Source organism: Pseudomonas sp. M30-35, assembly GCF_002163625.1.
In the GTDB taxonomy this organism is placed as follows: domain Bacteria; phylum Pseudomonadota; class Gammaproteobacteria; order Pseudomonadales; family Pseudomonadaceae; genus Aquipseudomonas.
This window is the reverse complement of record NZ_CP020892.1, coordinates 4,088,640-4,108,591: the sequence shown is the minus strand read 5'-3', so window position 1 is coordinate 4,108,591 and position 19,952 is coordinate 4,088,640. Positions and strand designations below refer to the sequence as shown.

The window sequence follows — 19,952 nt, the reverse complement described above, 5'->3', positions numbered from 1 at the left end:
GTACTGCTCCCATACGCGTCGGCAGTGTTTAGATGGGGTTTTCAAACTCTAGTCTGGAGAGCGCTGATGACGCCCAGAGATGCGTGTTTTGCCCTGTTGGTGATCGTGGTCTGGGGGCTTAACTTTGTGGTGATCAAAGTCGGCCTGCATGGCGTGCCGCCAATGCTGTTGGGAGCTTTGCGCTTCACCTTGGCGGCCATTCCAGCGATATTTTTCATCAAGCGCCCAAACGTGCCACTGCGCTGGTTGATTGCCTACGGCATGACTATTTCATTCGGCCAGTTTGCGTTTTTGTTTTCGGCCATGTCGGTCGGTATGCCGGCCGGGTTGGCCTCTTTGATTCTGCAGTCGCAAGCATTTTTTACCCTGATGTTCGCAGCCCTGGTACTTGGCGAGCGAGTGCGTACCAGCAACGTGCTGGGGCTGGTGGTGGCGGCCGCAGGTTTGCTGTTGATTGGCATGCAAAGCGGGGCAGGCATGACCCTGGCCGGGTTTGTACTGACAATATGTGCGGCGGTGATGTGGGCAATGGGCAACATCATCACCAAAAAAGTCGGTCAGATTAATCTGGTCAGTTTGGTGGTGTGGGGCAGCTTGATCCCGCCGTTGCCATTTCTGGCGATGTCGTTGCTGTTTGAAGGCCCTGCGCAAATCGAGAGTTCGCTGCGCAACATCAGCCTGTCGTCGATACTGGCTATCGTTTATCTGGCATTTATCGCAACTATTCTGGGGTACGGCTTGTGGAGCCGTTTGATGTCGCGCTATCCGGCAAGCCAGATCGCGCCATTCTCAATGCTGGTGCCGGTCATTGGTTTGAGTTCATCTGCAGTGCTGCTCAATGAGCAACTCAGTCATCTGCAAATGATGGGGGCGTTATTGGTTATGGCCGGGCTGGTGATTAATGTATTTGGCGGCCGGGTATATGGCCGTTTAGTCGCGCCACAGTCTTGACTTGCTTGTGTCCGTCATCGCTAGGCGAGTGGTGATCTGCTTGAGACTCAGCCACGAATAATTGCGCTGTATTCGGTTTATTAAGCGGTGCATCGCACATTTGTTGGCTGTGATACTGGGGCTTTATTTGGCGCTGGCGAGCGCACTGCTTTACTCTTATGCCACACCTGGATGTCAGAAATGGCTGGGCCGCGAAAAAACTGCGGCCGAGTCTTTGCTATTGGCATCATTTCTGGCGCTCTAATGAAAGCGCCGAACTGACCACGATCAGGGGCATAAGATGTCGTTATCTTCACGTGTTAAGCAGTTTGTCCAGTGTCTGATGATGGCTTCGGCACTCAGCGTCTCGGCTGCTTATGCAGCAAAACCAGTAGTGGTCTCGTCAAAGATTGATACTGAAGGTGCGGTCCTGGGCCAATTGATTGCCCAGACCCTTGAACAAGGCGGTGTGCCGGTAACCCTGCGCTTACAGCTTGGCGCCACCAGTATTGTCCGCACTGCACTTATTGCCGGTGAGATTGATATCTATCCCGAGTACACCGGCAACGGCGCGTTCTTTTTCAACCGTGCGGACAGCGACGTATGGAAAGATCCCGGCAAAGCCTACAGCACTGTAAAAGAACTCGATTTGGCGGCTAACCAACTGGTTTGGTTGCAGCCAGCGAATGCCAACAACACCTGGGCAATCAGCGTGCGGGGTGATGTGGCGCGTGAGCATAAGTTGGTGTCGCTGGATGATCTGGCCAGTTACCTGAACCAGGGTGGCGACTTCAAATTTGCTGCCAGTGCCGAGTTTGTTGATTCGCCTACCGCCTTGCCAGCCTTTCAGAAAGCCTATGGCTTCACCCTCAAGCCGGAGCAGTTAGTGGTGCTCTCGGGTGGCAACACCGCCGCTACCTTGCGTGCAGCAGCACTACAAACCAACGGTGTAAATGCCGCCATGAGTTACGGTACAGATGGCGGTTTGAGCGCGCTTGATCTGGTTGCCTTGACTGACAGCAAAGGCGTACAGCCAGTGTATCAGCCCGCGCCGCTGGTGCGGGCAGAGGTGCTCAAAAGCTATCCGCAGATTGAAACCTTGCTGGCGCCGGTTTTTGCAGCACTGAATGAGAAAGTCCTGCAAAAACTCAACGCTGATGTGGCCGTCAATGGTGCTGACCCACAACAGGTGGCGCGTAATTTTCTGGATGGCCTTAGTCATTAATGCATGCGCCTAAATTGCTTGAGCGTAATCGCGTTGTTGTGACCTTGGTGGTGCTGGCGTTGCTGGTCATCTGTTTCAGCAACTTTGCCAGTGTCCAAGCTAATCGAATTGTTCCGGGGCAGGGCCTTAGCCTGCTGGCGGGGCTCGGCTGGCCTTGGTTGTTAGCGGTTGTTGCCGGTTTGCTTGGGTTGGGCGGCCTGGCGCTGTGGCCAACAGCCAAACGCTACTGGTTAATGCTCGGGCTTAGTGGCGCACTGCTGATTCAACTGCCGGTGGCGCTCGCCTGGTTTATCCAGCAGCACATCAGTGCCGAGCAACCCTACGCGCGGGTTGGACTGGCGGGGAGTTGCTGGAGCTTGCTGTTTATCGGTGTTCTGCTTCTGGTTGAGTTGCAGCAACGGATTGCGGGTGGGCGCCGCGGGGTCAAGATTATTATCGCGCTGCTGTTCGGCGTTATCTGGCTGTTGATCAGCTCCGGCGCGTTGGCGCCTCTGGCTCTGTTGCGCGAATACAGCAGTCGCAGTTCAACCTTCTGGCAATTGCTTTACGGCCATTTGAGTCTGGTCGGCGGAGCGCTGTTGGTGAGTTTGGTGATCGGTTTGCTGGTGGCTTGGCTGATCATTCGTGTGCAGCGTTTGCAGCGTCCCGTTTTTGCCCTGCTTAACTTCTTTCAAACCATTCCAAGCCTGGCTTTGTTTGGTTTGTTGATCGCGCCACTGAGTTATTTGTCGGCACATTCGCCCTTGCTGCAACAGCTTGATGTGCGCGGCATCGGTTGGGCTCCAGCGTTATTGGCATTGATCGCTTACAGCTTGTTGCCGGTGGTGCGTAATACCTGTGTGGCCTTGCAAGGCGTTGCCGCAGAGGTGATCGAGTCTGCGCGCGGCATGGGCATGAGCAGTTGGCAAGTGTTTAGCCAAGTGCGGCTGCCACTCGCGCTGCCGGTGATCATCGAGGGCATTCGCATTACCACTATTCAGGCGATCGGCCTGACCGCAGTCGCCGCGCTGATTGGTGCCAGTGGTTTTGGCAGCTTTATTTTTCAGGGGCTGGGGCAGGGTGCGATGGACCTGGTGTTGCTCGGTGCTTTGCCAACCATCATCCTGGCGCTGTTAGCGGACGCCTTGTTCAGTAGTCTGGCCTCATTGGCTAAAGCAGGAGCACAAAGATGAATGGCGACGCCATGATTGAGCTACGCAATGTCAGCCGTCATTTTGGTGATATCACTGCGGTCGATAACCTGTCGTTACGCATCGAAAAAGGTGAAATTTGCGTATTTATCGGCACCTCAGGCTGCGGTAAATCGACCACTCTGCGCTTATTGAACAAGCTGATTGACTGCTCCAGCGGCGAGATATGGGTCGATGGCGAAAGTGTCGCAGCGCTCGACAGCAAGCTGTTGCGCCGGCGCATGGGCTACGCGATTCAAAGTACGGGGCTGTTCCCGCACTGGACGGTGGAACGCAATATTGGCGTGGTGCCGCGGTTACTCGGATGGTCGGCAGAGAAAATTGATGCACGGGTGCGTGAGTTACTTGAGTTGCTCGGGTTACCCCACGAAACCTTTGCGCATAAGTTTCCTAGCCAGCTTTCTGGCGGCCAGGCGCAGCGCGTTGGCGTTGCTCGTGCGTTGGCGGCCGACCCGGATATTCTGTTGATGGATGAGCCATTCGGTGCGCTTGATCCGATCACCCGCGAGGCGCTGCAAAACGAGCTGTTGCGCATCCAGATGCGTATCCATAAGACCATCGTTTTCGTCACCCATGACATTGATGAAGCCTTGCGTTTAGCGACCCGGATTGTGGTGATGGACAAAGGCCGGATTGTTCAACATGACACCCCGGAAAACCTGTTGAACAACCCGGCCAACAGCTTTGTCGAGAGTCTGCTGGGGCAATCCGAACGCGGCCTTAAGCGTGCCAGTCTGGAGCGAGTTGAACAGTTTATGTTACCGATCAGCGCGGAGCTGCCGAGTGTCTCAGTCGATGTCGGCAGTAGTCTGCGCCAAGCCTTGTCGCTGATGCTTTGGCATCGTACCGATGTGCTCTGTGTGCGTGATCAGGCTGCACAGCCGCTGGGTATTCTGCCGATCAACGCATTACTGCACAGTCGAGCGTCATGATCAGCCATATCAAAAATTGGCGAGGGCCGCTGTTTTGGCTCGCGTTGCTGGGGTTGGCCGTGTTTGGCATGGGCCAGTTCGAAGGTTATTTTCGCCTGTTGAGCCCCGCCGCAAGCGAAGTTATTTACCAACGGGAAAGCTTTGCGCAACTGCTGTTTAATCACTTGTTTGTGGTCGCCGTAGCTTCAATCTTTTCGATTGGAATTGGTGTCATGGCCGGGATCATGGTGACGCGCAAGTGGGGGCGGGATTTTTTACCGTTGGTGAGTCAGGTCGCATCAATTGGACAAACCTTTCCGCCGGTTGCGGTGCTGGCGCTTTCGGTGCCCTTGCTCGGCTTTGGTAATCTGCCAACGATTTTCGCACTGATGCTGTATGGCTTGTTGCCGGTTCTGCGCAACACGCTGGCGGGACTACAAGGCGTGTCACCATCAGCGCTGGAGGCCGCTCAAGGCATTGGCATGGGGCCGCTGCAAGTCTTGCTGCAGGTCGAGCTGCCGCTGGCCAGTCCGGTGATTCTGGCCGGTATCCGTACCTCCGTGACCGTTACTATCGCCACCGCTGCGATTGGCTCAACGATTGGTGCCAGCACCTTGGGCAACCCCGTGATTGCCGGGCTGGTTAACGGCAATACCGCTTATGTATTACAGGGCGCTGTGCTGATTGGATTGCTGGCTGTCTGTATCGACAGCACTTTCGAGCGCGTGCAGCAGGGGCTGGCATTGCGTTATGGCCGCTAGGCGTTCCGGCAGGTCTTAGCGCAGTATCAGTAGCGGGCTGGTACTCGAGGCGATTAACTGGCTGGTGGTGCTGCCGAGCAAGAACTGATGAATACGCGAATGGCCATACGCGCCCATCACCAGCAGGTCGATCTTTTGCTGCAATTGATAGGCACGAATTGAGGGCTCTATATCCGCCTCACGCCAGATGATCGTGACTTCGCTGGCAGAAGGTTTGATCATCTCCGCTGCTTCATTGAGCAGTACCTTGCATGCCGCTTCGTCGCTTCCAACCATCAGTAAGTGGCAAGGCAGCCCTGCCAATAAAGGGTTGCTGGCTACCATCTGCAAGGCTTTGCGAGCGGTGAAGCTGCCGTCATAGGCGAACAGGTAGTTTTGCGGCGCGATAAAGTCGCCACAGGTAATTAAGGTCGGCCGTTGCAGTGTGCGCACAACATTCAATAATTGGCTGCCTACGTGCTCGGCCACATTATCGTTAGTGGCGCTGTGGCGAGCGAGCACCAGTAGCCGGATGCTGTCTTCCAGCGCGCCAAGGCTTTTCACCAGGTTGCAATGCCCTTGGCGTATGAGTGGTGCGCTAATTCCCGCCTGCACGGCTCGTGTTTGCGCCGCTTCGAGTATCTGATTGCTTTGTTCGAGCACCTGCTTGCTGTGTTGCTGGTCAGCGCTCGCCAGTTCTTCAAGCAAATGCTCGCGGGTGCCTAAACCGATGATGCCGCTCAGGTCGCTACGTTGTGGATACTGTGTCTGATCCACTACGTGCAGAAACGTCAGTGACGTTTGCAGGCGCTGACTTGCCCATACCGCGTAATCACAAACAGCAGGGGTGGCGGTTGAGCCATCAATGCAGGCGAGTACTTCAGACATGGGCGGTTCCTTATTGAGTCTTCAATGACCTAGCAAAATATCTGCGATCTGTGGCTAATCGTGCACGCCAGCGGCACAGGCTTTATCCAAGCCTAGCACGATGGTTTCAGTACCCTCGCAACGCCGCTTGAGTAATCTTTGCGGCGCAGCCCCTGTTGTGGGGCACAGCGCTAAGGTCAATCGTGTCGGTGTCGTGAGCTCCAGCCTTAAGCTCAGCGTTAATTCAGTATCGGTGGCGTCTCAGCCGCGTCGGATCAGCCAGATACCCGCGACGATCAACAGCAATCCGCCTATTTTCCCGGCGCTGATAGGCGCTTCTTTAAAACCGGCCCAACCAAAGTGGTCGAGGGTTACCGCCATTGTCAGTTGCCCGGCAATAACCAGCGCCATAAATAACACGGCACCTACGCGTGGCCCTGCAAATGCAGCGGTTGCAATAAACATGACGCCGAGCATACCGCCACACCAGTGCCACCACGTGAGGCCTTTCAGCGCGCCGAGCGACGGTACTTCTCGTTGCGCCAAGACCAGCAGTAACAACGCTGTAGTGCCGACCGCGAAAGAAATCAGTGACGCCGCCAGTACGCTGGATACCTGTTTAGCTAATTGACCATTGATACCTGCTTGTAGCGGCAGGCAGGCACCTGCGACAAAAGGCAGGGCGAGTAACCACCAAATCGTAGCGGGCATAACAGAGATCCTTGGATGTGGGCGTCGTATTATGCCGAAAACGAACCGTTGAAGAAGCACCAAGCGAGGTATTGCTGGGGCAGCCCTCGCTGGCGCCAGCCTTTTGCGGAGGCAGCCTCCGCTGGGGCTCCAGCACGGAGTAGTGAGACGATTGTGCTCGTTGACGACTCGTAGGTTGGGTTATTCACTGTTTCTCGTTTTGCACTTCTATTGCGTGTGGTCTTTATAAATGTGTAGGTTCAATTGCAATGTGTGCAAATTAGTAAGAGTGAACTTTGTACAATTAAAGTGTCTCAATCTATAAGCTAGTAAATTAAGAGTGTGTTGGTGGTAGTGCTATATAACTTTGTGACTAACTAAAGGTGAATAGTTTGCACTTGGTATGGCGTAGTTATATAAACTGTTAATACCAATATACGGGTTGTTGTTGGAAAGTTATTGTACTTCTATAAGTCCCAGGTTGTTGGGTTTTCACAAGATGAAAGCTCTGATGTCTACGGCACTTATGGAAGGACTCTGATCATGAATAGCTCCACAATAATTAAAGCAAGCACAGCACTCGCACTGATATTAATGGTTTCACTCACTGCGGGTTGTAGCAGTGGCGGCGGTGGTTCGAAAAGTGTTGTAGATGGCAGTTCGACTGATCCTGGCGCAGTTGATGGTGGCGACGGCACAGGTAACGGCGGCGGTGGCGATGGAACAGGTAACGGCGGTGGTGGCGATGGCACTGGCGGCGGTGGCGATGGCACTGGCAACCCACCGGTTGTGACTAACCCTGATCCTGATCCGAACCCCAATCCTGACCCTGACCCTAATCCCGGTACAGGCCAGACTCCATTGGTGACCGGTGATCTGGTGGATAACATTGCCGACACTACCGGCGCAATCGGCGATGGTTTAACTGACCTGGGCGATCAGATTTCCAATACCCCAATTGCAGGCAATACTGATCTGACCTCAGGCGTTGGTGGCTTGGTTTCATCAACTGGTGATGCGGTCAACAGCATCAGCGATGGTTTAAGTGATGGTCTGGGTCAACTCGGTACAGATAGCAATTCAGTGGGCATTACCGTCGCAGGTGTGGGTAATGCGGTTGGCGATCTCGGCACAGGTGTTTCCAGCGTGGGTAACTCGCTGCAACTTGTCGGGGATAACTCTGCGATTCAGAAAGTACCTCTGGTTGGCGGTGTTGTGAGTAAAGTCGGTGGCGTTGTCGATGGCGTTGGTGAGCGTGTGACCATGCTGGGCGACACCTTAAGTCTTGCCAGCACCACGGGTCCTTTGGGGCAGGTGACCGATCAAGTGGGCTCCAAATTGTTGGTGCCAGTGGTGAGCATTGTTGAGGGCACAACTCAAACCCTCGGCACTGCAACTGGCTTGGGTCAGCCTGTGTCCGGTTTAGTTGCCAAGGTTAGCGACACGCTCGGCGGGCTGGGCGATAAAGCCGCCGGCGTCGGTGGCGGTAATCCACTTACTTCAACCATTGGCGGCGTCTTGAATGGTGTCGCAGGCACGGCTGGTGCTGCAGGTGGCTACGTCAATCCTGATGGCGAAGGCACTTCTGGCCTGCCCTTGGCTGCTGGCGGTTTGAACAGCCTGGTGACAACCACAAGTAGTTTAACCAGTGGTCTGGCTGACAAAACCAAACTCGGCGGCCCTGTTAGTGGCTTGCTCGAAACGGCTGGCGGCGCAGTGCAGTCGCTTAGCCAAGGCCTCAACTTGGGCGGAACTAACGGCATTGTCGGAGGTGCTGCAGGTAACGGTAATGCGATTGGTGGGACTGTCGCTTCATTAGGTACTTTGGTGGGTGGCAATGGAGTGCCCAATACCAACAATGGCCTAACTGCGCCATTAACGATTGCCGGTGCATCACTGGGTAAGGTTGTGACTCCGGTTGTCGGCGGCGTGAGTAGCGTCACTCAGAAGGTGGGTGATGCCACTAAGCTAGGCGCCCCGGTTAATGCTGCGCTTAACAACGTAGGGGGTGCGGTCAGCGGTTTGGGCACTCAGGTTGCTGCGGCGAGCAACAATCCGGTTTTAAAGCAAGTGGGTAATACGGTGGACACTCTTGGCAAAACTGTTGGCGTCTTAGGTGGCTTGGTTACAGGCACAACAACAGGTACTGGTGCTTCAGGTGGTCTGGGAGGTTTGTTGGGTGGTCTTGGAGCTGGAGCTGGAGCTGGTGGCACAGGTGGCGGTCTGACTGGAGGCCTGCTAAAACGTAAGTAGTGCCAGCATTAGGCGCCGAACCCTTTCAAGGGTTCGGCGTTATTTTTATTTGTGCTGTTCAAAACGCAGTAGTTTGGTCATGGAGTGTCCTATGCGCGCTTTATTAGTCCCAGTTTTACTGAGCTTGTCATGTTCTCAATTGGCCTTGGCGCAGCAGTTGCCAAGCTATCTCAACAGTAATGATGTCGAGCGAAATTTACCGACGCCCAATCTCCCGGTTGATGCCTATCGACCCGCAACCCCCGCTTTACAGGTACCTGAACCGCAGCCATCGCAACTGCAGATGGACTCCAAGTTTACGGTCAGAAATATCCAAATTGCCGGTGGCAGCGTTTACTCCCTCAATGAAGTGGCGGCGATCTTTCAACCCCTGGTTGGACGTGAAGCCAGTATTGGCGAGTTGATCGCCGCGACTCGCAGCATCACCCAGCGCTATCAAGACGACGGTTATTTACTGTCCTATGCGTACCTGCCGCCGCAGTCGTTTAACGATGGCGTGGTGCGTGTGGTACTGGTTGAGGGCTATGTAAAAAACTATGAGCTGCGTGGCGATATTGGTTCTGTTTCCAGCTATGCCCGCAAGTTGCTGGACAAAATCCAGGGTGAGCGCCCACTGACCCGCAAGACCTTTGAGCGATACACCACGCTGTTGACCATGATCCCAGGCGTCTCTGTCGGGGCGCAGGTTCCGCCGCCAGGCACCACCGACGGTGCAACAACCTTGATCGCTGAAGCATCGCGCAAGCCGTGGACATCAAGCATGAACCTGAGCGATAGCAGCCGGGATGATATTCAAGCGGTCCTGTCGGGGAGCAGCAATTCACAGACCGCAATGGCAGAGCAGATCACCGTCAGCGGTTTGTTTCCGCCGGGAGAAGACGAAGAACGTTACTACCGCCTTGATTACAGCCAGTTTCTCGGCAGTGAAGGCACTCAGTTAAGTCTTTATGGCTCGACCTACAAGAGTGAGCCCCATGACCGTTTGCGCCTGGATAACGGTATCGAGTTGACTCGCAAGCGTCAGAATGACCGCTACTCAATCGGCTTGTCCCACCCTTTCATTGCTGCACCTGATCGTTTATGGACAGCAGGTACGCGGCTCTATGCGGTCAATGATCACAGCAAGTTCGATGTGGTGGGATTTCCGCTGAGTATCGATAATGACACCGATATTCGGGTGCTGGGGTTTGAAACAGATTGGCGCCAAGCCGATAGCCAGCGTTTGCGGATTCTCAGTGCCGGCCTGTACCAGGGCATCGATGGCATGGGTGCGAACACCGATAACTCGCTTTATGATCTGGACTTTTTACGGCTGCGTTTGTCCGGCGTACAGAGTGATCAGTATTGGGCGAACTGGCAGGGCGTAATCTCTGCAGCGATGTACTGGACCGATGACAATCTGCCGGATGCCGAAACCGTCGTGCTCGGTGCGCAAAACTTCGGTCGTGGTTATCCCAGCGATCAAGCCTCAGGCGACAAGGGCTGGGGCGCCTCGTATGAGCTTAATTACAGTTATCGACGTGAGAGTGAATGGTTGCGGCTGTTGCAGCCTTATATCGCGGTTGATGCGGCGCGCAGCTGGTACAACGACTCGCCATTGCCAACTTCGCAGCTCTCCTCGGCGGCGTTGGGCATGCGTTTCGGCGATGCGCGTTACTACAACATCTCAGTGGAAGCGGCAAAGCCGATGTCTGATGTCGCCCTGGATAGCAACAATCGGCGTCCGCGGTTGACCTTCAGCTTTAGCTACCAACTCTGAGTAAGTGCAATGAGGCACCGTAGGGTGTGACAACGCGCAGCTTGTCCACCATGGCCGGCGCAAATTGCGCGTTGCGAATGGACTAAATGGCGGACAGAAAAGCGTTGTCCTCCCTACGGATAAACTTCACGCGTAGGGTGTGACAACGCGAAGCTTGTCCACCATGGCCGGCGCAAATTGCGCGTTGCGAATGGACTAAATGGCGGACAGAGAAGCGTTGTCCTCCCTACGGATAAACTTCACGCGTAGGGTGTGACAACGCGCAGCTTGTCCACCATGGCCGGCGCAAATTGCGCGTTGCGAATGGACTAAATGGCGGACAGAAAAGCGTTGTCCTCCCTACGGATAAACTTCACACGTAGGGTGTGACAACGCGCAGCTTGTCCACCATGGCCGGCGCAAATTGCGCGTTGCGAATGGACTAAATGGCGGACAGAAAAGCGTTGTCCTCCCTACGGATAAACTTCACGCGTAGGGTGTGACAACGCGAAGCTTGTCCACCATGGCCGGCGCAAATTGCGCGTTGCGAATGGACTAAATGGCGGACAGAGAAGCGTTGTCCTCCCTACGGATAAACTTCGCACGTAGGGTGTGACAACGCGCAGCTTGTCCACCATGACCGGCGCAAATTGCGCGTTGCGAATGGAATAAATGGCGGACAGAGAAGCGTTGTCCTCCCTACGGATAAACTTCACACGTAGGGTGTGACAACACGCAGTTTGTCCACCACGGCTTTGATTGCGACATAAAAAAGCTCCCGGCCACTGGGGTAGGGAGCGCGTGGAGTTAAAGCTAATCAATAATACCGTCGAACTACTGCTCAATACCGCATGGCTTTCACCGGCATTGTCGGCAACAGCCTATTAAGAATTTCCAGTAAACGATTGTGGTAAATCGGCTTTTTGAAAAAATCGATGACATTCAGGTCCAGCACATCAGTCACTTCGTCTGCGTCGGAGTGGCCTGAAGTGACGATGATCGGGAGGTGTTGGCGCGAACAGTGTTCGCGCAGGTGTTGGATCAGTTTTGCACCGCTCTCTTCAGGCATGCGCAAGTCAGTAATAACCAGCCCTATATATGGGTGACGGCTAAGTTGCTCGAGGGCTTTGCGCACCGAGATTGCGGTGTGGCAGCAATAGCCCTCAAATTCCAGCATTTCTGCCAACTCCAGCAGAATATCTTCTTCATCATCGACCAACAGCAGTTCATGGCGCTCGTTGGATTGATGGCGCATGGGGTAACTCCTAGCTTGATATCTAACTTAAAAAGTTAGGCTGAACTAGGTCGGGCAGCTATCACCGTCTACAGCGCCACAAATACTGATGAATATACTTCTAACAGCCGTACTAATAGGATCTGCAAACCCAACCAGAATAACCGCTACTAATGTAGCCACAATCGCATATTCAATACCGGCGGCTCCTTTTTCTTCTTTTATAAATGTGGTGGTTTTAACCATGGCGGCAATATGTAGTTTTCGGATTACATCGATCAGGGACATCTTAATCTCCTTATACACAGACGTACTTGCACGTTGATCATTGTTCATGCCAAGCGCCAGCGCAACTGTAAGAAGTAATTAGACCCATGGGTATAGTTATAAAGGCATAGTGGCGAAGTGGCGCAATTCCAGCTATCACTGTACCTAGCCAGTAAACGCTTTGGCGCAAGGGTTTTACGCCCGAGTGGCGGGTGCTTTTCAAGGCGGTTACTGCCACCTGTATTGATGCCGAGCACATAAAACAATAAGGCATTCACTAGTTGTCAGGGCAAAGGAGAGAGTCACCATGGACAGCCGGGTAACCATGGCGTTGGCTGGGGTCTTATTACTGGGAGCAGTGGTTGCAGGGTATTGGGGAATAACTCTGAGTCAACAACCGCCAGCCTCCAGTGATGCAGCCGTAGCGCCGCAAGTAACTGAACAACCTCAAACCCTAACTACGCGTATCGATGAGGCCACTGACAATGCGCAGCGTTCAGCTGTGGTAGTTGCAGTTAAGGCTTTATCGCCGTTTGTGCCAATCAAGGCCGAAGACGTTGCAATTGAGCAGTTACGTGTCGCACCTCAAGGCAGCTTCTCAAGCATTGAACAAGTTGTTGGACGTACCAGCTGGAACCCAATCGGCGCAGGCACTTGGTTAAGCCAGGAAAGCTTTGCCGCTGGCGGCCCGCTGGCGCAAATGATTCGTCCACAGGAGCGTGCAGTCGCCGTCGCGGTTGATGAAGTGATCAGCGGTGGCGGTCATGTACGGCCCGGCGACTACGTTGATGTGCTGTTGTTCATGCAGGAAAAGGAGGGTCAAAAGCAGCAAACCGCCCAGGTTGCGGTGCCTGCTGTGCGGCTCTTGAGTTATGGCCAGGAACTGGGGCCGAACCTCAATGGCCAAGCGGTGCAGATCAAAGACGAGGACGATAAGAAAAAACAACCGAGAGCTGGGCGCAGCGTAGTTCTCGCGGTACCGCAAGAGTTGGTAACTCGTTTAATGCTGGCCAGCCAGGCCGGGACTTTGCGTTTGGCCGTGCGCAGTGCTGATGAAGATTTGCACAAGCGTTATGCCGCAGGTGAGATCAACTTGGTCGCACTTGATGAGAAAACACGCAGCCTATTGCCACTGAACAACCTTGAGGGCAAGGCGCTGCCGCGTGCAGTGACCAACCGAGCCCCTCGAGCGGCTGCCCGTAGCCCTGGAGTCCAGGTGTTTCGCGGCGTAGAAAACTCTTGGCAAACTCCCTGACCTGCAAGGAAGCAAGACCATGATCTGTATGAGTCGTCGGATCGTTCTTACCCTAAGTTTAATGAGCTGCGCCGTGCTGAGCGCTTCTCAAGTCTGGGCTGCACCTGCGGCCTGTGCATCACTCGCGGCAGTCTCCCCTGTGATTGAAGTCGGCCAAGGTTTACAGCAGCAAATCCGTTATCCAATGGCGATCAAGCGTCTGGCTGTTGGTGACCCCAATACTGCCGATGTGCGCCTGACTGGTAATGACAGTTTTTTGCTGACCGGTAAAAAATCAGGCGCCACCAGCCTGATGGTTTGGACTTCGTGCAGCTCTGAGCCGCGCAGCAGCATGGTCTATGTCGAAGGCTTGGCGACGGCGGCAATGGCTCGTCCTGTGCAGCCCGATTCGCTGGAGTTGCCCGTCAGCCAAGTGCAGACAGACATCCGTTTTGTTGAAGTCAGTCGCAGCAAGATGAAAGAGGCGAGCACCTCGATATTCGGTACCGGCTCCAACAACTTTCTCTTCGGTGCCCCCGGAACTGTCGGCGGGGTCACTGTTTCTCCCGGACTTGTGGGCGGTATCAGCCCCAAGATTCCGCTGATTGACAGCGGCTTCAATGTTGTCTTTGGTGGCGGCAGCAGCAAAGTGCTAGGCATTTTGAATGCCCTGGAAGGCAGCGGTTTCGCTTACACCTTGGCCAAGCCCAGTCTGGTTGCGCTAAGTGGTCAGAGCGCAAGTTTTCTAGCCGGTGGCGAATTCCCTGTCCCGGTGCCAAGTAGTGGCAGTGACAACATCAGCATTGAATATAAAGAGTTCGGTGTCCGCCTGACTCTGACACCTACTGTGGTGGGCAATAATCGGATCAATCTCAAGGTCGCGCCTGAAGTTAGCGAGTTGAATTTTGCCGCAGGTATTGAGATCGCCGGCACCGTAGTTCCGGCACTGAATGTGCGACGCACAGATACCAGTATCAGCTTGGCTGACGGTGAAAGCTTTGTCATCAGCGGCTTGATCAGCAGCAGTAATCGCATGCAGTTGAACAAGTTTCCTGGCTTGGGTGATATCCCTATTTTGGGTGCCTTCTTTCGCTCGACCAACATCAGCCGCGACGACAGTGAGCTGCTAATGATTGTCACGCCACACTTGGTCCAGCCGCTCGCGGCTGATGCACAAATGCCTTCTTTGCCGGGGGAGAACCTGCGCAATTACGATCCGAACTTTTTCAAGATGTACTTCTTCGAGAACGGTAATTTCGACAAGCGCTCCGGCTTGTCGCAATAGGGGCTGGTTATGAGTCAGACATTTTTAGCCTTGACCCGTAATGACGCCGATCTTGAGTGGTTGCGGGGATCATTGAACTCATTGGGCGAAGTGCTCAAAGTCGGTCATGGTGCTTTAAACGAAGTGTTATCACTGGCGGACGTGACCGGTGCCGGTTTGTTATTTGTTGGCCTCGATCGTGAAAATCTAGTGGCGCAAAGCTCACTCATTGAAGGTGTGCTTGAAGCCAAGCCGATGCTGGCAATTGTGGCGTTGGGCGATGGTTTGGATAACCAGTTGGTATTGAGCGCCATGCGTGCGGGTGCGCGTGATTTTATTGCCTACGGGGCGCGTACCAGCGAGGTTACAGGTTTAGTTCGTCATCTGAGTCGGCGTATGCCGAGCCTGCAACCGAGCGCACAAGCCGGCAAATTGATCGCGCTGTATTGCCGTCAACAAGATGCCGATGCAAGTTTGATTTCCAGCCATTTGGCGCTGGCGATTTCGCAGACCAGTCAAACCACCTTGCTTCTCGATTTGGGGTTGCCGCCGGGCGACTGCTTGGCCACATTGGGCCTGCAAGCCTCGTTCAATTTTGCCGATGCTATTCGCAATACCCGGCGTATGGATGCAAGCCTGATTGACAGCGCATTCAGCCAGACGGGATGTGGCATGCGCGTACTCTCGCAAACGGCTAAAGATCAACCGCTTGAAATTGCCACTGCTGCGGAGTTGTACCTGCTACTTGGAGCGCTTCGCCAACACTTCCAATACATAGTGGTCAACCTTGCAGGCCAGCCTGACAGCGAAGCGCTACGCCTGTTTGCGAGTAATGCCGAGCGGCTGCTGTGGTGCACCGATCAGGGCGTTTCGGGGTGTCAGCGCAATCTTGAATTGCTGGCTAACTGGCGCGATGCCGGGATTAAGTTGAACAACGCCAGCCTGCTGGTTGACCGTTACATGCCTAGCGTTGCCCCGGACAGCGAAACCCTGGGCAAAACCTTTGCGCTGCCGGTGATTGAAGTGCTGCCGTCCAGCCCGGAAGTACGAATGAGTGCGCGTAACCTGGGCCGCAGTTTGTTTGATGTGTCACCCCGTGAGCGGATCAGCAAAGCACTTCGACATTTAGGTTGCCTGTTGGCTGAGCGGCGTAAAGAGGCGCGCGCATCACGTTGGCCATGGCCGCGGAGGAAATCCGCATGAGTGGCGAAACACTGTTTGGCGGCACCGCCCGTTACAGTCAGGAAGGCCAATATGACGGACAGGGTCTGAAACTGGTCCTGCACCGCTTCATCATCGATGCAATTGATGATGAAGGGGTCAATATTCTTGAGAGCCCGCGGCCGCAGGTTTCGCGTTTTGTCACTGATCGCGTGGTTGATTACGTCAATCGCCATCACCTTGCCGTGTCGCGTTATGAGATGGAGCGGCTGGCAGAAGAATTGGTTGATGAACTTACTGGTTTTGGCCCGCTTGAAGTGCTGCTACACGACGCTTCGGTAACGGAGATTCTGGTCAATGGCCCGAATCGCGTATTTATCGAACGTGACGGCATGCTTCATCAAAGCGACCTGCGGTTTATTGATGATCAGCACGTGCAGCGAGTGATTCAGCGAATTTTGGCACCGCTAGGGCGCAGGCTCGATGAGTCTTGCCCCATGGTCGATGCGCGCATGCCAGACGGCAGTCGGGTCAACGCGATTATTCCGCCAATCGCGCTTGATGGCCCTTGCCTGTCAGTGCGTAAGTTTCGCAAGGACTTACTGCAAAGTGCGGATTTGCTTGCGCATCAGTCGGTTGATAAAGCGGTCCTACAGTTTATTCGGCTGGCCGTGAGCCAACGCTGCAACGTGCTGGTGAGCGGCGGCACTGGCACCGGTAAAACCACCATGCTCAATGTCATGAGCTTATTGGTCGCTGAGCATGAGCGGATTGTCACCATCGAAGACACCGCTGAGTTGCAACTTAATCACCCGCACGTGGTGCGCCTCGAAACCCGTCCGCCAAATGCTGAAGGGCATGGTGAAGTGGCTGCCAGTGATCTGATTCGTAACGCCTTACGGATGCGACCGGACCGGATCATTCTCGGCGAGATTCGCGGCGTTGAAGTGATCGACGTATTGCAGGCCATGAACACTGGCCACGACGGTTCAATGAGCACGGTGCATGCGAACAGCGCGCAAGATGCATTGTTGCGCCTGGAAACCTTGGTCGGCCTCACCGGGCGCCAGGTAGCTGAGCGTACGTTGCGCCAGATGATTTGCGCTGCACTGGACGTAGTTATCCAGCTGACCCGCTTGCCCAATGGCCGCCGCTGCGTCAGTGAAGTGGTCGAGGTGGTCGGGATTCGTGATGATGTTTACGTCACCAACACGTTGTTCCGACTCGAGCGTCACTCTGGCAAATTCGTTCGCGAGGCAATGAATCCCGCCAGTGAAAAACTTCAGCATACTTGGCGGGAACTGCAGTGAACGCGTCGCTGCTGTTGGCTGCAATTTGCCTGATATTGGCAGCGTTGGCCTTGCTGGTTATGCAGTATGGCTGGCGCCAGTCACGCACCGAGCATGTGATTGAGCGGCTTGGACAAGCCAAGCCTGAAATGATCAAGGATACCCGTTGGGGCTGGCTGGAACGTGCGTTTCTGCGGGCAGGTCTGAAGCTACCCAATGAGCGGCTCGGGCTCTTGTTCAGCCTCTGGATGGTGCTACTGGTACTGGGTCAACTCGTCGGTGGCTGGATGTTTGCTTTGGTTGCGCTGGTGGTGCCGCCGTTAGGCCTGCATATGTTCCTGAGTTGGCGTTATCGCCGGCGTCTGCGACGCGTGGTGCATCAGTTGCCGCAGATGCTCGATCAGGTTATGCGCAGCCTGCAAACAGGTCGGACTTTGGGTGATGCATTGGTCAAAGGTATCGATACCGCGCCAGAACCACTGCATGGTGCATTGGCGCGCGTGCAGCGTAACGTCAAATTAGGCGTTAGCTTGCCGGAGGCACTGGATGATGTCGCCGAACTGTATGAGCAAGAAGAGCTGCGTATTCTCGCCTTAGGTGTCAAGGTTAATCATCGCTTTGGTGGCAGTGCCAGCGAGTTATTGGCCGGCCTGATCAAAGTGATTCAGGAGCGCGAACAAATCGCCCGGCAGCTCCGTGCAATGACCGGCGAAACACGGCTGACGGCTGTGGTGCTGGGGGTACTCCCGGTTTCGATGGCCGCCTATATCCTGGCGGTTAATCCAAGCTATTTGATGAGCATGTGGCTCGATAGCAGCGGCCAAAAAATGCTCCTTTGCGCATTCATCCTACAAGTGCTGGGCACTGTGATGTTGTGGCGCATGCTGAGGAGTATCTGACATGGCTTGGGCGGTGATGGTATTGCTGCTGTCCATGGCGGCTGCATTGTTGATTGCCAATGCATTACAGCAACAGCGGGTGCGGGCTCTTGTTGCCAAGCGCCTGGTTGGTGGCCGCGAGCAACCTCAGCATAAGGGACGGCGGGGTGATGCACTCATACAGCAGCTTGGCCGCAGTGTTTTGGGGCGCAAGCTACTCAGCCTTGATGGTGAAACGCACGTACTGCTCAACCGTATTGGCTGGCGGCGGGCCAATCAGCGGGCCTTGTACATGGCCTGCCAATTACTGTTGCCGTTTCTCATGTTGGGGCTGGTGGTACTGGTGATTTCGTTTCTGGCTGAACCCCCGGAAAAAGTCTGGGTGTTCTGGATCCTGGCCTTGGGTTGCGGTTTTTTATTGCCCAAACGCGTGCTGTCAATGGCGGCGGCCCGGCGACAACAGCAACTGGTTAACGAAGTCTCCATATTCATTCCGCTGTTGCGCATTTTATTTGATGCAGGCTTGACGGTTGAACAGTCCCTGCGGGTTATCAGCCTGGAAAGTAAAAAGCTGCTGCCAGTGCTTACGACAGAACTCGATGCAGTGCTCAAGCATGTTGACTCAGGGCTGGAGCTGGCAGATGAACTTAGCATCATGGGCAAACAATTGGATGTTGATGAACTGAGCGATAGCTTGGCGATTTTGCAGCAGCTTATTCGCCAAGGCGGCGGTGCAATGAGTTCTCTGCTGGCGCTGAAAAAGCTGCTTGATGAACGCCGCTTGACCAACCTTCAGGAATACATCTCCAAGCTGTCAGGGAAGATGTCGGTGGTGATGATGCTGTTCCTGTTTCCTGCATTGCTGATCGTTCTGGCCGGGCCAGGAATGAGTGCAATAGGCCGCGCCCTTGGAGGTATTTCATGAAGTTTGCGACAGTGTTTGGCAGCGTGTTGTGCGCCGTGGTGTTAAGTGGCTGTACGGCGAATCAGATAATGCCGGGGTATGCCGCAGATAACGCTAAAGACTGCGCCAACAAACCCTCCCAGGAGCAGGAATTGGCGCTGAACCTGGCCAAAGAGATGGCGGATGAGGGGCGCCTGTATGCGGCGTTGGCTAACTTGCAAGGGCTGCCGCAATCCTCACCAGAGGTGCGTTTGCGCCAAGCGCGGATCATGCGCAGTATTGGTCGCGGAGAGGCACAGGCGCTTTATCAAAGTTTGATTGGAACCTGTCTGACGGCCGCTGGTGAGCAAGGTCTTGGCCAAATTGCCTCCGCGCGCGGCGATCAAGCCGAGGCCTTACAGCGTCTCGAACGCGCAGCTGCTCTGGCACCAACCGATGCCAAGATTCGCAATGACCTTGGCATGGTTTACCTAACGCAAAAGCGTACCGATGACGCCCGCTTTGAATTTTTAACCGCTGTTGAATTGAGCCAGTCAGACAGCTTGCCAGCGACCAACCTGCTGGCTCTGCTGTTTGTAGAAAACAAGTCGCAGCAAGCCGCCGATCTGGTTTCCCGCCTGCACCTAAGCGCTGCACAGGTCCGTGAAGCGTTGCAGCGTTCCGAACAACTTAAGTCCGCAGGGCAGGCCCCATTACCGCTGGCCACTCAGGGGGCAGAAACTGAGCAAGCAGCTGTCGCCACAATCGGTGTATTCGCCGAAACCATCAGCCAAATTGAACAGGAAGTCCAGCCATGAACGGCTTGCCAAAACACCCTTTGGCCGTCTGTTATCTGATTGCTTTGGGTTTGCTCTATCCGGCATCTGTCCACGCGGAAGAACCAGCAACTAGCAGGCCGATACCGCAGCATTCAAAAACCGAAAGTTGGTTAGCTATCCAGCGTGATGGACGGGCTGCGTCAATGAAGTTGCAAAGGGCGACACCGGCTGAGCGTGAACTGGCATACCAGCGTTGGCTCGACAGTTATAGCCATTCGATTCCTGAGTTTTATGAACAGGAAACGGGCGGACAAATGTCAACTGGCGGCAGTAACTAGCAGGGCGGACAACGCTTTTTTTGTCCGCCGTTTCAGCGGTGAATAGATTCAACGATGGTGGACAAGTTGCACTTGTCACAC

19 protein-coding genes are annotated in these 19,952 nt (G+C 54.7%); 15 read left to right on the top strand and 4 right to left on the bottom strand.

Annotated elements, in window-relative coordinates; translation table 11 throughout:
• The first annotated feature begins 66 nt into the window (after positions 1–66).
• The 5 genes from B9K09_RS18985 (at position 67) to B9K09_RS18965 (ending at position 5,017) form a co-directional block, all read left to right on the top strand.
• Entirely contained in the window at positions 67–951 is an 885-nt protein-coding gene (locus B9K09_RS18985; RefSeq protein ID WP_087518282.1) for an EamA family transporter, read from the top strand.
• A 280-nt stretch (positions 952–1,231) separates the two neighbouring features.
• A complete protein-coding gene (locus tag B9K09_RS18980; protein WP_087518281.1) occupies positions 1,232–2,155 on the top strand; it encodes an ABC transporter substrate-binding protein in 924 nt (307 codons plus the stop codon).
• Positions 2,155–3,327 (top strand): ABC transporter permease, encoded by a 1,173-nt coding sequence (locus B9K09_RS18975; protein WP_087518280.1) that lies wholly within the window; start codon positions 2,155–2,157, stop codon positions 3,325–3,327. Before B9K09_RS18980 ends, B9K09_RS18975 begins: the two co-directional genes overlap by 1 nt.
• Positions 3,324–4,277 carry an ABC transporter ATP-binding protein gene (locus tag B9K09_RS18970; RefSeq protein WP_256574108.1) on the top strand — a complete coding sequence of 318 codons (954 nt, stop codon included), beginning with the start codon at positions 3,324–3,326 and terminating at the stop codon, positions 4,275–4,277. Before B9K09_RS18975 ends, B9K09_RS18970 begins: the two co-directional genes overlap by 4 nt.
• On the top strand, positions 4,274–5,017 hold the full coding sequence (locus B9K09_RS18965) for an ABC transporter permease (RefSeq protein ID WP_371917416.1): 744 nt from the start codon (positions 4,274–4,276) through the stop codon (positions 5,015–5,017). The genes B9K09_RS18970 and B9K09_RS18965 overlap by 4 nt, the downstream gene beginning before the upstream one ends.
• 15 nt (positions 5,018–5,032) lie before the next feature.
• On the opposite strand, the gene B9K09_RS18960 is transcribed toward B9K09_RS18965, so the two are convergent.
• Together B9K09_RS18960 and B9K09_RS18955 are read right to left on the bottom strand one after the other, a co-directional pair.
• Positions 5,033–5,884: a universal stress protein gene (locus tag B9K09_RS18960; protein WP_087518279.1), complete on the bottom strand. Its 852-nt coding sequence runs from the start codon at positions 5,882–5,884 to the stop codon at positions 5,033–5,035.
• A 240-nt stretch (positions 5,885–6,124) separates the two neighbouring features.
• Entirely contained in the window at positions 6,125–6,574 is a 450-nt protein-coding gene (locus tag B9K09_RS18955; RefSeq protein ID WP_087518278.1) for a DMT family transporter, read from the bottom strand.
• Between the two features lie 522 nt (positions 6,575–7,096).
• On the opposite strand from B9K09_RS18955, the gene B9K09_RS18950 reads away from it, so the two are divergent.
• Positions 7,097–8,806 (top strand): collagen-like triple helix repeat-containing protein, encoded by a 1,710-nt coding sequence (locus B9K09_RS18950; RefSeq protein ID WP_087518277.1) that lies wholly within the window; start codon positions 7,097–7,099, stop codon positions 8,804–8,806.
• Positions 8,807–8,897: 91 nt separating this feature from the next.
• The gene (locus tag B9K09_RS18945) at positions 8,898–10,565 is read left to right on the top strand and encodes a ShlB/FhaC/HecB family hemolysin secretion/activation protein (RefSeq protein WP_087518276.1); all 1,668 of its coding nucleotides are present in this window, start codon (positions 8,898–8,900) and stop codon (positions 10,563–10,565) included.
• 820 nt (positions 10,566–11,385) lie between these two features.
• Here the strand turns inward: B9K09_RS18945 and B9K09_RS18940 are convergent.
• Together B9K09_RS18940 and B9K09_RS18935 are read right to left on the bottom strand one after the other, a co-directional pair.
• Entirely contained in the window at positions 11,386–11,799 is a 414-nt protein-coding gene (locus tag B9K09_RS18940; protein ID WP_087518275.1) for a response regulator, read from the bottom strand.
• Positions 11,800–11,844: 45 nt separating this feature from the next.
• Complete coding sequence (locus tag B9K09_RS18935; RefSeq protein WP_256574107.1) at positions 11,845–12,066, bottom strand: Flp family type IVb pilin; 222 nt, start codon at positions 12,064–12,066, stop codon at positions 11,845–11,847.
• A gap of 286 nt (positions 12,067–12,352) precedes the next feature.
• Between B9K09_RS18935 and cpaB the strand changes: the two genes are divergently transcribed.
• Genes cpaB through B9K09_RS18895 form a run of 8 tightly spaced genes read left to right on the top strand, consistent with a single transcriptional unit; the run spans position 12,353 to position 19,871 of the window.
• Positions 12,353–13,300: a Flp pilus assembly protein CpaB gene (gene cpaB, locus B9K09_RS18930; RefSeq protein WP_087518274.1), complete on the top strand. Its 948-nt coding sequence runs from the start codon at positions 12,353–12,355 to the stop codon at positions 13,298–13,300.
• Positions 13,301–13,319: 19 nt separating this feature from the next.
• Positions 13,320–14,564, top strand: a complete 1,245-nt coding sequence (locus B9K09_RS18925; RefSeq protein ID WP_157699373.1) for a type II and III secretion system protein family protein — start codon at positions 13,320–13,322, stop codon at positions 14,562–14,564.
• Positions 14,565–14,573: 9 nt separating this feature from the next.
• Complete coding sequence (locus B9K09_RS18920) at positions 14,574–15,746, top strand: pilus assembly protein (RefSeq protein WP_087518272.1); 1,173 nt, start codon at positions 14,574–14,576, stop codon at positions 15,744–15,746.
• On the top strand, positions 15,743–17,014 hold the full coding sequence (locus B9K09_RS18915; protein ID WP_087518271.1) for a CpaF family protein: 1,272 nt from the start codon (positions 15,743–15,745) through the stop codon (positions 17,012–17,014). Before B9K09_RS18920 ends, B9K09_RS18915 begins: the two co-directional genes overlap by 4 nt.
• The gene (locus tag B9K09_RS18910) at positions 17,011–17,892 is read left to right on the top strand and encodes a type II secretion system F family protein (RefSeq protein ID WP_087518270.1); all 882 of its coding nucleotides are present in this window, start codon (positions 17,011–17,013) and stop codon (positions 17,890–17,892) included. Before B9K09_RS18915 ends, B9K09_RS18910 begins: the two co-directional genes overlap by 4 nt.
• A 1-nt stretch (position 17,893) precedes the next feature.
• Entirely contained in the window at positions 17,894–18,796 is a 903-nt protein-coding gene (locus B9K09_RS18905; protein ID WP_087518269.1) for a type II secretion system F family protein, read from the top strand.
• Positions 18,793–19,572: a tetratricopeptide repeat protein gene (locus tag B9K09_RS18900; RefSeq protein ID WP_087518268.1), complete on the top strand. Its 780-nt coding sequence runs from the start codon at positions 18,793–18,795 to the stop codon at positions 19,570–19,572. The genes B9K09_RS18905 and B9K09_RS18900 overlap by 4 nt, the downstream gene beginning before the upstream one ends.
• Positions 19,569–19,871: a DUF3613 domain-containing protein gene (locus B9K09_RS18895; RefSeq protein ID WP_256574106.1), complete on the top strand. Its 303-nt coding sequence runs from the start codon at positions 19,569–19,571 to the stop codon at positions 19,869–19,871. Before B9K09_RS18900 ends, B9K09_RS18895 begins: the two co-directional genes overlap by 4 nt.
• Positions 19,872–19,952: the final 81 nt, after the last annotated feature.

What these genes read in the sequence shown, in the direction of transcription:
- B9K09_RS18985 (WP_087518282.1), top strand. Translation starts at nt 67, where the DNA reads ATGACGCCCAGAGATGCGTGTTTTGCCCTGTTGGTGATCGTGGTCTGG.
- B9K09_RS18980 (WP_087518281.1), top strand. Translation starts at nt 1,232, where the DNA reads ATGTCGTTATCTTCACGTGTTAAGCAGTTTGTCCAGTGTCTGATGATG.
- B9K09_RS18975 (WP_087518280.1), top strand. Translation starts at nt 2,155, where the DNA reads ATGCATGCGCCTAAATTGCTTGAGCGTAATCGCGTTGTTGTGACCTTG.
- B9K09_RS18970 (WP_256574108.1), top strand. Translation starts at nt 3,324, where the DNA reads ATGAATGGCGACGCCATGATTGAGCTACGCAATGTCAGCCGTCATTTT.
- B9K09_RS18965 (WP_371917416.1), top strand. Translation starts at nt 4,274, where the DNA reads ATGATCAGCCATATCAAAAATTGGCGAGGGCCGCTGTTTTGGCTCGCG.
- B9K09_RS18960 (WP_087518279.1), bottom strand. Translation starts at nt 5,884, where the DNA reads ATGTCTGAAGTACTCGCCTGCATTGATGGCTCAACCGCCACCCCTGCT.
- B9K09_RS18955 (WP_087518278.1), bottom strand. Translation starts at nt 6,574, where the DNA reads ATGCCCGCTACGATTTGGTGGTTACTCGCCCTGCCTTTTGTCGCAGGT.
- B9K09_RS18950 (WP_087518277.1), top strand. Translation starts at nt 7,097, where the DNA reads ATGAATAGCTCCACAATAATTAAAGCAAGCACAGCACTCGCACTGATA.
- B9K09_RS18945 (WP_087518276.1), top strand. Translation starts at nt 8,898, where the DNA reads ATGCGCGCTTTATTAGTCCCAGTTTTACTGAGCTTGTCATGTTCTCAA.
- B9K09_RS18940 (WP_087518275.1), bottom strand. Translation starts at nt 11,799, where the DNA reads ATGCGCCATCAATCCAACGAGCGCCATGAACTGCTGTTGGTCGATGAT.
- B9K09_RS18935 (WP_256574107.1), bottom strand. Translation starts at nt 12,066, where the DNA reads ATGTCCCTGATCGATGTAATCCGAAAACTACATATTGCCGCCATGGTT.
- cpaB (WP_087518274.1), top strand. Translation starts at nt 12,353, where the DNA reads ATGGACAGCCGGGTAACCATGGCGTTGGCTGGGGTCTTATTACTGGGA.
- B9K09_RS18925 (WP_157699373.1), top strand. Translation starts at nt 13,320, where the DNA reads ATGATCTGTATGAGTCGTCGGATCGTTCTTACCCTAAGTTTAATGAGC.
- B9K09_RS18920 (WP_087518272.1), top strand. Translation starts at nt 14,574, where the DNA reads ATGAGTCAGACATTTTTAGCCTTGACCCGTAATGACGCCGATCTTGAG.
- B9K09_RS18915 (WP_087518271.1), top strand. Translation starts at nt 15,743, where the DNA reads ATGAGTGGCGAAACACTGTTTGGCGGCACCGCCCGTTACAGTCAGGAA.
- B9K09_RS18905 (WP_087518269.1), top strand. Translation starts at nt 17,894, where the DNA reads ATGGCTTGGGCGGTGATGGTATTGCTGCTGTCCATGGCGGCTGCATTG.
- B9K09_RS18900 (WP_087518268.1), top strand. Translation starts at nt 18,793, where the DNA reads ATGAAGTTTGCGACAGTGTTTGGCAGCGTGTTGTGCGCCGTGGTGTTA.
- B9K09_RS18895 (WP_256574106.1), top strand. Translation starts at nt 19,569, where the DNA reads ATGAACGGCTTGCCAAAACACCCTTTGGCCGTCTGTTATCTGATTGCT.